This window comes from Streptomyces spongiicola (assembly GCF_003122365.1).
Lineage (GTDB): Bacteria > Actinomycetota > Actinomycetes > Streptomycetales > Streptomycetaceae > Streptomyces > Streptomyces spongiicola.
Genome location: NZ_CP029254.1, coordinates 5724197 through 5736803, shown reverse-complemented (window position 1 = coordinate 5736803; position 12607 = coordinate 5724197). Strand labels below are relative to the sequence as shown.

Annotated in this window: 16 protein-coding genes and 1 pseudogene; all 17 read right to left on the bottom strand. The window is 71.0% G+C overall.

Annotated features, from left to right (window positions below; translation table 11 throughout):
- Positions 1 to 350 precede the first annotated feature (350 nt).
- The gene (locus tag DDQ41_RS25065; protein ID WP_109296497.1) at positions 351 to 1394 is read right to left on the bottom strand and encodes a SpaA isopeptide-forming pilin-related protein; all 1044 of its coding nucleotides are present in this window, start codon (positions 1392 to 1394) and stop codon (positions 351 to 353) included.
- Positions 1395 to 1428: 34 nt separating this feature from the next.
- A complete protein-coding gene (locus DDQ41_RS25060; protein ID WP_109296496.1) occupies positions 1429 to 1914 on the bottom strand; it encodes a hypothetical protein in 486 nt (161 codons plus the stop codon).
- 25 nt (positions 1915 to 1939) lie between these two features.
- A pseudogene (locus DDQ41_RS25055) lies at positions 1940 to 2811 on the bottom strand (DUF317 domain-containing protein).
- Positions 2808 to 4037 (bottom strand): ATP-grasp domain-containing protein, encoded by a 1230-nt coding sequence (locus DDQ41_RS25050; protein WP_262508561.1) that lies wholly within the window; start codon positions 4035 to 4037, stop codon positions 2808 to 2810. The pseudogene DDQ41_RS25055 and the gene DDQ41_RS25050 overlap by 4 nt, the downstream one beginning before the upstream one ends.
- Positions 4038 to 4085: 48 nt before the next feature.
- Positions 4086 to 4388 carry a hypothetical protein gene (locus DDQ41_RS25045; protein ID WP_109296495.1) on the bottom strand — a complete coding sequence of 101 codons (303 nt, stop codon included), beginning with the start codon at positions 4386 to 4388 and terminating at the stop codon, positions 4086 to 4088.
- A gap of 36 nt (positions 4389 to 4424) precedes the next feature.
- Positions 4425 to 5660 (bottom strand): MFS transporter, encoded by a 1236-nt coding sequence (locus DDQ41_RS25040; RefSeq protein ID WP_109296494.1) that lies wholly within the window; start codon positions 5658 to 5660, stop codon positions 4425 to 4427.
- Entirely contained in the window at positions 5657 to 6175 is a 519-nt protein-coding gene (locus tag DDQ41_RS25035) for a regulator (protein WP_109296493.1), read from the bottom strand. The genes DDQ41_RS25040 and DDQ41_RS25035 overlap by 4 nt, the downstream gene beginning before the upstream one ends.
- A complete protein-coding gene (locus tag DDQ41_RS25030) occupies positions 6172 to 7017 on the bottom strand; it encodes a winged helix-turn-helix transcriptional regulator (protein ID WP_109296492.1) in 846 nt (281 codons plus the stop codon). Before DDQ41_RS25030 ends, DDQ41_RS25035 begins: the two co-directional genes overlap by 4 nt.
- 40 nt (positions 7018 to 7057) lie before the next feature.
- On the bottom strand, positions 7058 to 7468 hold the full coding sequence (locus tag DDQ41_RS25025; protein WP_109296491.1) for a hypothetical protein: 411 nt from the start codon (positions 7466 to 7468) through the stop codon (positions 7058 to 7060).
- A gap of 10 nt (positions 7469 to 7478) precedes the next feature.
- Positions 7479 to 7928, bottom strand: a complete 450-nt coding sequence (locus DDQ41_RS25020; protein ID WP_109296490.1) for a hypothetical protein — start codon at positions 7926 to 7928, stop codon at positions 7479 to 7481.
- Positions 7925 to 8413 (bottom strand): hypothetical protein, encoded by a 489-nt coding sequence (locus DDQ41_RS25015; RefSeq protein ID WP_109296489.1) that lies wholly within the window; start codon positions 8411 to 8413, stop codon positions 7925 to 7927. The genes DDQ41_RS25020 and DDQ41_RS25015 overlap by 4 nt, the downstream gene beginning before the upstream one ends.
- A gap of 101 nt (positions 8414 to 8514) precedes the next feature.
- Positions 8515 to 8868 (bottom strand): SH3 domain-containing protein, encoded by a 354-nt coding sequence (locus DDQ41_RS25010; RefSeq protein ID WP_262508560.1) that lies wholly within the window; start codon positions 8866 to 8868, stop codon positions 8515 to 8517.
- Positions 8869 to 9012: 144 nt separating this feature from the next.
- On the bottom strand, positions 9013 to 9756 hold the full coding sequence (locus DDQ41_RS25005) for a hypothetical protein (RefSeq protein ID WP_109296488.1): 744 nt from the start codon (positions 9754 to 9756) through the stop codon (positions 9013 to 9015).
- A 15-nt stretch (positions 9757 to 9771) separates the two neighbouring features.
- On the bottom strand, positions 9772 to 10476 hold the full coding sequence (locus DDQ41_RS25000) for a hypothetical protein (protein WP_109296487.1): 705 nt from the start codon (positions 10474 to 10476) through the stop codon (positions 9772 to 9774).
- 17 nt (positions 10477 to 10493) lie between these two features.
- Complete coding sequence (locus DDQ41_RS24995) at positions 10494 to 10976, bottom strand: hypothetical protein (RefSeq protein ID WP_109296486.1); 483 nt, start codon at positions 10974 to 10976, stop codon at positions 10494 to 10496.
- Complete coding sequence (locus DDQ41_RS24990; protein ID WP_162602792.1) at positions 10973 to 11530, bottom strand: DUF4913 domain-containing protein; 558 nt, start codon at positions 11528 to 11530, stop codon at positions 10973 to 10975. The genes DDQ41_RS24995 and DDQ41_RS24990 overlap by 4 nt, the downstream gene beginning before the upstream one ends.
- A 213-nt stretch (positions 11531 to 11743) precedes the next feature.
- Positions 11744 to 12499, bottom strand: coding sequence for a DNA-methyltransferase (locus tag DDQ41_RS24985; RefSeq protein WP_109296484.1), 756 nt, complete (start codon positions 12497 to 12499; stop codon positions 11744 to 11746).
- Positions 12500 to 12607 lie beyond the last annotated feature (108 nt).

Genomic DNA, 12607 nt, shown 5'->3' with positions numbered 1-12607 from the left:
CGTACCCCACCGTAGCGACTGCCCAAGCCTGTGTGGGCGTAGTTCTGGGCCCATGGGCTTGCCCCAAGACCGGAAGTTAGCGTTTCGCAGTTCACGCAAGTCCGCTGAGTCTCAGGCCGTCAGCTGACGCCCATCGAGGGTGCCCGCCGCCGCGACACCATCGAAGCGATCGTCGGCGGCACGCTCGTCTCCCCAGCTCCTCCGCAGTGGGCAGGCTTCGGCCGACTGTGGGGGCTCCGCTGGGCGGTGTGGCGGTCGTGGGGGAGGTGGACCGGGTGGGCCGGCGTCGGTAGACGTGAGCAGGCCCCCGGGGCGGCGTCCCGGGGGCCTGCTGATGGTGGGGTCTTCGGTTATTTGGTCTCGCGGTTGTCGTCCGGCTCGGGCTCGGCCGGCGTACGACGGCGGGTGATGACCAGGGCGACGGCGCCTGCGACGACAAGGAGACCCGCGCCGCCGGCAATCCACGGGGTGGCGTCGGCGCCGGTGTGAGCGAGGGAGCCGGCCGAAGTCTTCGTCGTGTTGTCGTCGAGCCCGGCTGCTGCGCTGGGCGAGGAGATGGCGTTAGGCGTGCTGGTTCCCGTCGGGGAGGGCTTCGTCCCCCCGGTTCCGCTGTCGCTCGGCCTGTCCGCAGGTGTGGACGGGGTGCCGGTGGGCTTGGACGTCGGCTCAACCGAAGGGTCAGGCTTCGGCGTGGTGGCGGTCTTGGCGTTGGTGACGGTCACGGTGACCGGGGCGCCGGGGCCTGCGGTGAACGTCTTCGACGGCTTGTAGAGGTCGTAGCCGGCGGGGGCCTTGATCTGCTTCACCCAGAAGTCGGCCTTTCGGCTGGTCACGGGCAGTTCTCCGGTGGCTGTGCCCTGTGACCCGGTGGTGAGGGTGAGCAGGGTCTCGCTGCCCGTTCCGATGTTCACGGTGGAGCCGGGCAGCAGCTTTCCGGTCTTGTCGTCCTTGGCCTGGAGGAGGACCTTGGCGGCCTTGAACGGGTCGGTGATCGTCAGCGGTGTGGTCGCGCCTGGGGTGACGATGACGTCCTGGTCGGCGACGACCTCGTGGAGCGGGCTGCCGGAGGACGTTTCCTTCAGCCGGTACACACCAGGAGCGAGGTCGGGGAAGGTCAGCTTGCCCTGCGCGTCGGTCTTCCCGCGTCTGGTCTCCTTGCCGGTGGAGTCGAGCAGGAGGAACTCGGCGCCGGGGAGGACGTCCCCGGCCGCGTCCTTCTTGGTGATCGCGATGCTGCCGGCATCCGGGGCTGGTGTCTCGGTGGAGGCAGCGGAGGTCGAGGGCGTCGGCTCGGACGACTGGGCGGTCGCGGTCGGCGCCCAGGTGAGGGTGCCGGTCACCGCGGCGGCGACGGCAGCGGATCGGACGGCGCCACGGAGGATACGAGCGTGCACGGGAAGAGGTGCTCCTTGATCAGGTAGTGGGAGTTCATCGGGTCCGGCCAGCGACCGGAGGCGCGGGCGGCGGGGCAGGCACCTTGTGGGCGGTCCTGCCCACAGTGCGGCTCGACGCGGACGCGGTCCACGCGCCGGGGAACCAGACGGCGGTGTACTGCTCGATGGCATCGCGCAGCCTTGTGAAGTCGGCCCCTTCCCATGCGGGTTGCCCCGGCCTGGCGAGCGTGATGTTGAAGGTGTGGGGCATGTTGCGCTGGTGCAAGGCCCCCTGACGGCGGCGGAAAGTGCCGTGCTCGGCGAAGCTGAGCGCCACCGCGTCGATCGTGCCCCGTTCGATGTGCGTCACGGTCAGGCGCAGGCCGCCGTACGCGTTCCTGTACTGCGTGTCCGTGAAGCCGATCTGCAGTCGTAGGGGTGCGCCCGCGATGGGAGTGGCGTAGTACGTGCTGCCTACGGTGGTGCCGCTGGGGAAGGGGAGGCGGAGTTCGGCGAAGAACTCCGGGGCGTGCAGGGACAAGAGGATCCTTTGGTCAACGGGGCGGCTACCGGCGCGGGCCGGGCAGGCCCGGTCGGCTGGTTGTGCTCCAGCGCGGGACGCTGGCCGCGGGGAGCGCGGCCGGGCGGCGGGATGTGACGGCCCGCTGCACGTCGAGCGGGGTGGGGGCCGACGGGCTGGGCGGCAGGATCGGGGTGAGCTGGGCCATGCCCTGGATGTAGCTGAGCGTGTCCTGACGCCAACGGGGCAGCGCGGCCGGGTCGGAGACGCACTGCGTTACGGCGGTGAGCAGGGCGACGGGGGTGTCGGTGCTGGCGGTGGCGTACCAGGCGGGGCGGTCGATGGACTTGCCGGCCCACAGCTGCCAGCGAGCGTCGCGCGTGGTCAGCTCGGCTTCCGGGTCGAGGTCGCCGGTGGTGAACTCATTCCGGCGAGCCCGTCCGGCGCGTGGACCGCGAAGACGCCCCAGCGGGGCCGGTCGATCTGCCAGCGCTGCTTGAGGAGAGGGGCGACGGCGAGGAAGGGATCGTGCACGTCGCTCCCGGCGGCCGGCCTGGCGAGGTAGGCGTCCGGCCCCTGCTCGTACGCCGTGGCGAGAGCGGTGGTGAAGGCGGCCACGAACTCGGTGGGAGTGCGATCGTTGAAGCAGACGCCCCACGTCGGCGGCCCGAACGGATCGCGGTAGGCGTTGATCCGCCAGAGCCCGTCGTCCTCGCCTTCGGGCAGGTAGCCCAGGCGCACGCGCCGGTCGGGCGCGCTCACATACACATTGCCGTCCTCGTCGTGCTGGACGTCCCAGCCGAGGTCGAGGAGCGGGGCGAGGGCCGGGTCACCGATCCCGTTGCTGGCGGCGAGGTAGCGCGGGGACACGTAGACGTTCCCGTCGATGTCGTGGCGCGCGTCGGGCTGGTGGCTCATCGTTCCGCCCGCGTGGTCACGGTGATCTCTTCGGCGGCCATCTCGAGGCGCTCATTGACCTCGGCGGTGTCGCGGCCGGTGACGATGTAGAACCCGGCGCGGGCGGTGAACAGGTCACCCTTGGGAGGGAGGAGGAGCAGGTCGCCGACGTGTCGCATCCACTGCACCTGCCGCAGCCACGGGGTGTGGGCGGCGTACGGCTGGTTGACCTGCCGCTGCGTAAGCGTGCCGGAGGCGGCCGGGTAGAGCATGCGGATGCCTGCGGCCTGGCGGTGAGTGGGGGTGAGGTCCGGGGTTCGGCCGCAGGCGAGATCGGCGGCGGCCTTCGGCAGGTCGATGCCGGTGGCGAGACGAACGAGGTGGCCGATCAAGTCGCCGCCGATGCGCGCGTTGACCTCGATCAGCCGGGGCCGGCCGCCGACCAGGCGCATCTCGACGTGCTGCGCGCCGTCGGTGATCCCCAGGGCTTTGACCGCGGCGGCGGCCACCGGGGCGACTTGTGCGAGAAGCGGGTCGGTGGCATCGACGGTGTGCCCGGTCTCGTAGAAGTACGGGGCGGGCCCGAGGCTCTTGCGGGTCACGGCGACGGCAGTGGTTGCACCGCGGTGGGTGACGCACTCAACGGAGACTTCCGGGCCATCGAGGTACTCCTCAACCAGGACACCGGTGTCCTCGCGGCTCTGGCTCGCTCCGGCGGAGGCGAACTCGAATGCGGCGGGCAGTTCCTCGGGGCGGTCGATGCGGATCACGCCAATGCTGCCGGCGAACGCGGCGGGCTTGATGACGGCGGGGAAGCCTATGGTCGCCGTCGCCCGTCCGGCCTCCGCCAGGGTGCGGGCCTTCATCGAGGCGGCCGACGGCACCCCGTGGCGGGCGAACAGCGCACGGGCGGTGCCCTTGTTGCGGCAGGCCCGCATCACCTCGATGGAGTTCGCGGGCAGACCGAGCGCGCGGGCAAGGCGGGCGGTGGAGACGAGGTGCCACTCCTGCCAGGTGACAACGCCGGCGAGTTCGTGGCGTGCCGCCAGAGCCCGGCCCGCGGCGAGCAGCGCGGCGTCGTCGTGGAGGTCGACGACGGCGTGGTCGACGATGTACGGCTTCTCCCATGACGGCTCGGTGCCCGTCAGCAGGACGACGTCGTATGCGGCGGCCACCTGCTCAAGGCAGTAGCCGCGATAGGTCTCATCGCCGGGAGCGACGACGAGCAGGAGGGGGCGAGCGGACAAAGAAGGAGTTCTCCGGATCGTTGGACGGCAGTACGGGAAGGCGGGCTGTCAGTCGGCACGACGGCGGCGTAGCTCGAACGCGCTGGTCCAGTGGGGATGCGCGGCGATCAGCTTCCTGGCGTAGAGGGCGGTGAAGTTGTTGTTCAGCCCGGGGACGCCGTACGGGAGTTGTCGGCGCAGGTCCTCGAAGAGGTCCTTGAGGCTGATGCGCGTGGCGCCGGCGGCAAGGCGACGGGCGGCCATGCGCTCCAGCGCGCGGTAGACGTGAGGGTTCTGTGCGTCGAAGGCGTGGAACTGCTCGGTGATGGTGCGACCGCTCGTACGGTTCGCCCTGGAGCAGGCAGCGGGCATAGGGAAGTTCTCCACAAGCTGGGGAAGCGCAACGGGTCAGGTGCGCAGGGCGGGATCGGTGCGCAGGCGGGCGAAGGCCGGGATCAGTCCGAGGGCCTGCAGGACGGCGCACGCGGTGATGACGTGGCCGAGCGCGTCGGGCGGGGTGATCGCGGTGAGCACGCCGGCGACGGGGAAGGGCAGCAGGAGGATGAGGATGGTCACCGACAAGGTGCTGCCGAACTTCTCCGGGGGGATCAGGCGGGAGCGCAGTGTGCGCAGGACCACCGTCATGCCGCCCTCTGCGGCCATCAGGACCGCAACCAGGACCAGGTAGGACAGGTAGTCGGGGGCCTGTGCGGCGGCGAGGGTGGCGAGCGAGGCGAAGGCGGCGCAGGCGGCACCGACCGGCCACAGGCCCAGGCGGTCGATCGCGAACCGGCAGAGCGTGACGCTGAGGAGCGTCGCTCCGGCAGCGGCAGACCAGACCAGACCGACAGCCGTGGCCGACTGCCGATAGTGGTTGACGACGATCACCGGACCGGCCGCCTGAAGGAAGCCGATGGCGAGGTTGGACAGGGTCAGGCCGGTCACAAGCCAGCCGAGCGCGGGCAAAGACCGAATGGTCCGCCACCCAGTGAGCAGCCCCGCACCCGTGTTGCCCTTCGCTGCGCGGGCCGGGGGGATCGGCGACGGCGGTGTGCACAGCGCGAGCAGCGCGGCGAGCAGCGAGAACACCGTGATCACCGCGAGCATCTGCGGAGGTCCGGCGAGCAGCAGCAGACCTGCCAATGCCGGGCCGGCCAGGGTGGCGGTCTGGTCGATCCCGAGCAGCACGGCCTGGACACGGTGGGCCTGCCCACCCGCTCGGCGGCCGGCGGCTGCGCCCGCGGTCTCGGCCGCGATGTAACTGAACTCGGTGAGCACCCCGGTCACGGCGGCGAGCGCCATCACCGTCACGCTCGCCACGGCGCCGGACGGGTGGAGGTACAGAAGGATCGCGCCGGCGGCGACGACCAGCGCGCGGCCGAGGGAGGCGAGGAAGAAGACGACTGATGCCCCGCGCCGGTCAACAATCCCGCCGGCCCACCCGAATGCTGCCAACCTGGGCACCCACTCCAGGGCGAACGCCAGGCCCGTCAACGCCGCGGAGCGCGTGGTGACCAGCACCAGGAGCGGGATGCCGTAGGTGGACATGGCGAACGCGAGGGCGTCCACCGTGCGCGGCAGGTAGATGCTGCGCAGCAGTCCCGCGGTGTGCTGGGCGTGCCGGGGGGTGACGCCTCCGCTCACGCGACCAGCTCTGCTTCAAGGCCCACGGTGACCTGCGGGTTGGCGTCCAGCCACTGGACCAGCAGAGCGCGCGGGTTGAACAGACCCGCCTCGGCCTCGATGGTGGGCGTGCCCTCGCCTGCTGGACGGTGGGAGCCATCGGCGCGGTCGGCGACGAGTGCGACGGCCAGGAGGCTGAGGGAGTGCTGGAGGCGGGTGGTGAAGCTGCAGACGGCGGCCGGGTAGGCGTGGCGCCGGGCCCAGCGGGCGGTGGCGTCGTAGAAGTCGGCCAGCTCCGAGCCGGCCTCGGTGAGGGCAAGGCCGGCGCCGGGTGCGACCCGGACGAGACCGTGCGCGCGGCCGACGTGGGTGGTTCGGCGAAGGTGGTGCGCCGAGAGGTCGGGCAGGGTGCCGGCGAGCCTTCTCGGCGGGATCGGCCCGTTGTCGTCGATCTCGGTGATCAGCCGGATCAGGCCCGGCGAGGACAGCAGGGCGAAGGCGTTGCGGAGTTCGGCCGGAGTGAGGGAGGCGGTCATCGGCGCGGACCTCCCGCCGTAAGCGCCGCCTTCGGGCGGGCGGTCGCGGTGTGCGAGAACAGGTCGCGGATCTGCCACGTCGGGCGAGAGGCCCCTGCAGCCCGGACAGCCGACGAGGCTGTGGGAGCCGGCAGGGACACGTTGCTGACCCACGGCTTCGGCGGGGGTGCGGCCCCCGGGCGCCCCCAGACCGGGTGCTGGACAGCATGGGTGAGGGGGTGCCCGGCGGACCACGCAGAGAGGGCGCCGAAGACGGGCCCCAGGCCGTCGCCCGCCACCGACAGGCGGTAGGGCTGGCCTATGCCCTCGGTGTCGACCAGGCCGTCGGCCACGAGCTGCCGCAGCGGCGGGTAGATGTTGGTCCAGTCGCTGCTGGGCATGATGATCCTGGCCAGCGCCCGGCCGCTGACCTCTTCACGGGACTTCAGCACCCACAGGATGGCGGCGGCGTGCCGCCGGGTGAGCAGGGTGAGGCTGTCCTCGATCTGCTCGATCGCGGGCAGCGGGCGGTCCGCCTTCTCGAGGTGCTCCTCGGCCCAGGTGACGATCAGTGGCAGCACCGGCAGAAGGGCTGCGCAGCGGTCGGTGTGTCCGTAGGTGACGTGCCGCGAGGTGTGTTCGGTGCGCTGGACGAGGCCGGCGTCGCACAGCGACTTGAGCTTGGGGTGGAGCTGGCCGTTCTGCAGCCAGGACACCTTGGCCGCCAGCTCGCTGTACCGCAGCGGCGGCCCGGACAGGGCCAGCAGGATCCGCACGTTCCATCGCGGAGTGATCATGGCGAGCGCCTCGGTGACCCGCGCGATGTCAGCGTCGGTGTCAGGGGGCAGACCGGTGATGGCCAAGGGAGGAACTCCTGGGTGGGTGAAGGGGGATGCCCGCGGGTCAGCGGCTTGGTGCAGGGCTCACGGCCGGGACTGGCGGGGCGGGTACAGCTGGCGCGGTGGCCGGGGGCGGTGCAGGCGCGGGGACGCGGGCAAGGCTCTGGAGAACGGCGGAGACCGACTTGACTTGGACGTCGCGGACTGCGACCGCTTCGGCGAGCCGGCGGGCGCCGTCGAGAAGGTGGGAGACCTCGGGTCCGCCGATCTGCCGCTCGGGGTGGATGAGCTGGGCGAGGCGGTCGCGGTGGAAGTCGATGCTGCGCTCGGCGAGGGTGAGGTCGTCGTGCATGCCGAGGAGGGCGGAGAGCATGCCGGCCGGCTGGTCCTGAGCGTGGGCTTTGAGCTCGGCAAGCGGTGCGCCGTACAGGTCCTCGATCCGTCCGGCTATCTCGGTGGACGTCGAGTGGGGCAAGCGGGGGCTTTCACGGTCGGCGGGCCCTCGCCGCCCCGGCACGCGCGGGTGCCGGAGCGGCGGGGGATGGGGGCAGGACGGCGGCGACCACGGGCTGCGCCGTGCGGACGGGGCGGGGCTGCCGGTCGGGCGGAGGCATGGTGCGCAGCAGCTCGCCGAGCGCGGCGCGGTAGCCGTCGCGGGCATCGAGCGCCGCCTCCAGCCACTGCGCGTCGAAGCGGAGGTCAGCGGCTGACAGCTCGCCCATGTCCCGGTCGGGTGCCATCGCCTCGTGCACGCGGTCGCGGACCCGGGCGACCTGCTCCTCGGCCAGGGCGAGGAAGGAGCGCAGCTCCAGGGCGCGGGTAAGCGCGGGAGGGGCATCGGGGCCGATAGCCGTCGCGTACAGCTCGACGACCGGGGCGCCGAAGATCTCCTGCAGCCGGCCGTCCACGGTGCTGGACTTGAGCCGGACGCTCACAGGACGACCCTTCCCGCTTGCGGCACCGACGCCGGCGCAGGTGCGACCGCGGGGCGGTGCGGAGCGCTGGTCTGCACCGCCGGGCCCTTGCGGGCTCCGCGATGGAGACGGGCCAGGCGTTCGGCAGCGAGGCCCTTCTTGCCCGGAGCGTCCGGATCGAGAAGCCACCGCACGACCAGGGCCCGGCCGTCGCGTGCCGTGAAGGCCGCGTTGACGCGTTGGGCGAGGTCCATCGTCGGGTCGTCGACTTCACTGGGCTGCGTTTCCAGCGCGGCGAGGAGGTCGTCCTCTGCTCGGTCGAGGACGGCCTGGGAGTCGACGAGAAGGCTGTGCCACTTGACGACCTGGGTGGCGTCAGGATTCGCGGTCGGCTTGAGGCCGACGGCGGCCCTCAACTGATGGATGTCCATTCCGAAGCGGGCTTCGATCCGTTCGGTGAGCACGCCCACGACATCCTCAGTGCCATCGGGTGTGTCGTCGGACAAGGGGAGCTCCTTCCGGAAGGCAGCACCTGGAACTGCAGGGGCAGGGAAACGAGCGGTCGGGCAACTCGGCTATGCGTAGGCGGGTTGCTGCTGCGGGCCGGTCAGCTGAGGCACATTCGGACGTCGCGGTAGACGTACGTGCCGGAGACCCAGCCCTTTACGCCGGTCGTCTTGTCCGTGATGTAGAGCCAGTTTCCGCTCTTCTTGTGCACGGTGAACTTGTGGCTGCGGTAGAGCACTCCGACCGCGGTGGACTTCGTGGTGGCCTTGGACCGGATGGTCACGGCCTTCGTGTGCACCTCGTACGGCAGCGGCGGGAGGGACGAGCAACTGCTCGCCGGCACGGCGGTTGCCGCGGTGGCGACGGGGGCTGCATTCGCGGTGGTGGCGGACAGCACCGGCAGAGCGAGTGCGCCGAGCATCGCGGCGGATATGGCAATTCGGGTGGAGCGCATGCGGAAGAACCTCCATGAGGCATAGGCATTGCGGGGAAAGGTTCCGCGAGGTTGTCCCGGCGGCTGTATAAGAATCCGGAGAATCGCCGGTTTGGCTAACCGGCGATCGTCGGCTATGTTTCGCCGCGCCGGTCGCCCCGGGATTCAGCGTGAGCGGCCGGGCGGGCGTGGAGCGGGGGCCTTCGGCAGGGCAGCTGGACGGGTGAATGACGCGGCCAGGCGGACCGGCGGGAGAGGGCCGGCCTCGCCGGTGAGCCGGTCGTTGCACCACTGAAGGGCCTCTTCGACCGTGGCGAAACCGCCCTCGCGCAGGGTGTGGGTCCACGCGTCGGTGTCGACTTCCTCGACCACGACGCGGAACGGGGAGGCGGCTCGCTCGTCGAGCGCGCGCAGTGCCACGACGGTGACCATGTCGTCCGGGTCGTCGCGGCTGTAGGAGTAGCCCATCGCGTAGTGGTCGCCGTCGCCTGCGAGGCGTTGCTCCAGCGCCCGCGTCGCCTCGTCCGCCGGCGGCGGGCCCAGTTCGGGGTTGAGGGCGATGGCGCCGGCCGGGCAGCCGCGATGGATCAGCCAGGACTGCGCCATCACGGGCAGCGGCAGCAGCTCCTTCTCGAAGGTGAACGTCTCCTTTTCCTGGTCACGTAGCAGGTGCACGGCGACGTACTGCGGCATGCCGGGGTGGCCCCAGGTGGCGGTGCGGTCGAACAGCACGTAGTAGCTGTGCACGCCGGCGTGGTGCTCCGCGAGGGGGACGAGCATGTCTGACCGCACTTCGACCTGACGGTAGAAGTCGAGTGAGACTTCTTCATCGGCATCGAGGTCGTCCACGTCGAATTCGACGGCGGGCAGGGGCTTCCGGGCGGATGCCGGTTCGCTGGGGGACAACAAGGGCCTTTCGGGAGTTCAGCGCCGACGTACGGGTGTGGACGGCCAGGCCCCCGACCGCGCCGGGGGCTTCGGCGCCTGGGTCGTGGTGGGTGTCCGGCGGGCGGCGGACAGTGCGGCGCGTCCGGCGTCGGTCAGTGCGACGGGTTGGCCGGCGTGCACCGGGTGGCTGGTGTCCCGGGAAACCAGGCCGGCGTCCTCCAGCGGCTGCAACTCGGCGAAAGGGATGCGGGTGCCGGAGGCAGTGGTCACGGACATCCGGCCGGTCAGGAGGTGCTCGTAGAGCTTGGCGCCGCCGGCGATGGCGAGCAGCGCCGCCTGGTCCGCAGTCGACAGCGGCTTGTCGCTGGGCGCCGAGGCCGTTGTGGCCGCGCGCTCGATGGGGTCCAAGGCGGTGATCACCTTCCGGACGGCGGCGTCGCGGGCGGTGGCGGCTTCCTCCAGCTGGTCCACGGTGCGGTCGATGCGCGTCAGCAGGGCGCTGTCGACGGGAAACTCGCCGTTGGACAGGCGGTGGAGGAGGACGCGGTAGAAGGTAACGCCGGTCTCGGCCTGTGTCAGCTCGCGGTGCCGGTCGACCAGGTGGGCATGTGCCTCGTCGAGGACGCCGCGGTCGCGGTACGCCCAGAGGGTGTCGACGTCCAGGCCGGTGACAGCTTCGATGCGATGGTCGAGTGGGGACACCGCACGCCGGGCTGCTGCCGGCGCGGGGTCAGGGGGCATAGGCGTGGCTCCGTTGTTCAGCGGGTGTGATGGTGGGAGGGGTTCTGCGCGGGGCGGGGAAGGCCCGGCAGCGCGGAGGGAAACGGACCGGGCCGCGGTGCGGGGCTACGGGTCGTGAGCTGCGGGGAGCGGGAGCGTGCCGCGTGGGTGCGGGCGCTCAGCGGCCGGCGGGGCATCCCCAGGCGGCGGCCGACCTCGTCGTAGACGTCGTTTCCCGCACGCGGCCGGACCGCGACGACGTGGATCTCCCGCTGGTGCGTGGACTCTGCGGGCGCCGGGCGGACGCCGTAGACGACGCGCCAGTCCTTGCGGGAGTCCACGAACAGCTTGCGGTAGCCCTCCAGGTCGCCGGTGAGCCGGAGCCCGAAGCGCTGCGCGTTCACGACTTCCTGCAGGTAGGCGAGGGTGAGATCGCGGATGTCGCTGGGCGCCTGGAGGAGATCGGTCAGGGCTCGGGGGTCGAAGCTCAGGCCGAAAGCCGGTTGCTGGCCACCGTTCACGACGTCGGCTCGTCCGGCTCAGGGGACCCGGCGGCTTCCGCCGCGCTCGCCGTCGCCATCTCCGTACGTGTCGAGGGAGGCGGGCCCGGCAGGAGCCGGTGGGCGGGACGCTCGGGTGAGGTCATGCAGGCCGACAGCGGACCGCCCGGCGCGCGGATCGCCGCGATGGCGTGGGTGAGGAAGTCCCGGTGCCACACGAACAGGCCGGAGAGCCCGGCTTCGGGGTCCTTGTGCTGCTGGTATGCGAGCCACAGGGCGTGAAGCCATGCAACGACGTCGTCGTGCTCCTGCCACTGCAGGCACCAGGGTGCCGCGGTGGTGACCTCCGCCCCGTAGACCGGGAGGAAGAAGTCGTCGACCCAGTCGGACAAGGCGTCGAGCTCGTCCTCGCGCTCCTCCCCGTCCAGTTCCAGAATCGGGCGCGGCTCCGGCGGCGCAGCCGGAGGCGGTCCGCCGAGCCCCGGCATGCCGAACGCGGCGAACGGTGATCCGGCCGGGGCCGGGGCCGCGGCGAGATGGTCGAGCTGCTGGGCGTGCTGCGCCGACTGCTCCATCAGCCTGCGGACGCTCGCCTCGATTCCCTCCAGGTGGGGGTCCGGAATGCGCACCGGCTCCAACTCCCCGCATTCCGAGGGTTCTACGGATTCAGACATGGAACGCGCGGCCTCCTACGAGCTGCGGAAAAAGGAGAAAGCGAAAGCAGTGATGTGCGCACCGGTCGACGGACTGACGGCGCCATGGCGGGATGACACAGCGTGCCCGCGTCCTCAGACCGTGAGGGTCACGGCGTCCTGGGTGAGGGTTTCGCGGACCGTCTCGGTGAGCCGGTCGGCTGCAATGGACGCGTAGTGCTCGGTCTTCTCCACGCCGATGAAGTCGCGGCCCTCCAGCAGGGCGGCGACGCCCGTGGAGCCGGAGCCGGCGCAGAAGTCGAGCACCGTGCCGCCTTCGGGGCTGATCTTGACCAGCTCGCGCATCACCTCGACGGGCTTCTGCGTGATGTGCTGGCGCTTCGCTCCCGAGGGCTGCGAAGCCGAGTACATACCCGGTAGATAGACGGGGTTGCGGGAGCCGTCGATCGCACCCTTGGAGGCCCACACGATGAACTCACAGTTTTGCGTGAACCTCCCGCGCTGGGGCCTGGCCTGCGGCTTGTGCCAGGCCAGCACGCCGCGCCAGAGCCAGCCGGCCGCCTGGATCGCGTCCGTCGTGACAGGAAGCTGTCGCCAGTCGGTGAACAGCAGCGCGGTGCCACCGGTCTTCGTGAGGCGGTGGGCTTCGGTCATGATCTGCGTCAGCCAGAAGCCGTACGACCGCTGATCCATGTTCTCGCCGGTGAAGTCCGGCAGGGCGTGCTGGGCGTCGGCGGAGGTGTACTTCTGCTTCGCCGAGCGGGTGGTCCGCTCCTTCGCAGTTCGACCGCCGGAGTTGTACGGCGGGTCGGTGATGACGGAGTCGACGCAGTCGTCCGGCAGGCCGGCGAGGACGCTGAGAGCGTCGCCCTGGTGAAGGGAAAAAGGCAAAGAGAGGCCCCAATTCGGGTGTCGAAGCGCGGAGGAAAATTCCCGTCTCGCATACGAGTCCTCGAAGGCCGGAATTGGGCATGGAGAAGCCCGGGCCGCAGACTGAGG

Coding starts and splice junctions, on each gene's coding strand:
- DDQ41_RS25045 (WP_109296495.1), bottom strand. CDS start 4,388: ATGCCCGCTGCCTGCTCCAGGGCGAACCGTACGAGCGGTCGCACCATC.
- DDQ41_RS25035 (WP_109296493.1), bottom strand. CDS start 6,175: ATGACCGCCTCCCTCACTCCGGCCGAACTCCGCAACGCCTTCGCCCTG.
- DDQ41_RS25010 (WP_262508560.1), bottom strand. CDS start 8,868: ATGCGCTCCACCCGAATTGCCATATCCGCCGCGATGCTCGGCGCACTC.
- DDQ41_RS25000 (WP_109296487.1), bottom strand. CDS start 10,476: ATGCCCCCTGACCCCGCGCCGGCAGCAGCCCGGCGTGCGGTGTCCCCA.
- DDQ41_RS24990 (WP_162602792.1), bottom strand. CDS start 11,530: ATGGAGCAGTCGGCGCAGCACGCCCAGCAGCTCGACCATCTCGCCGCG.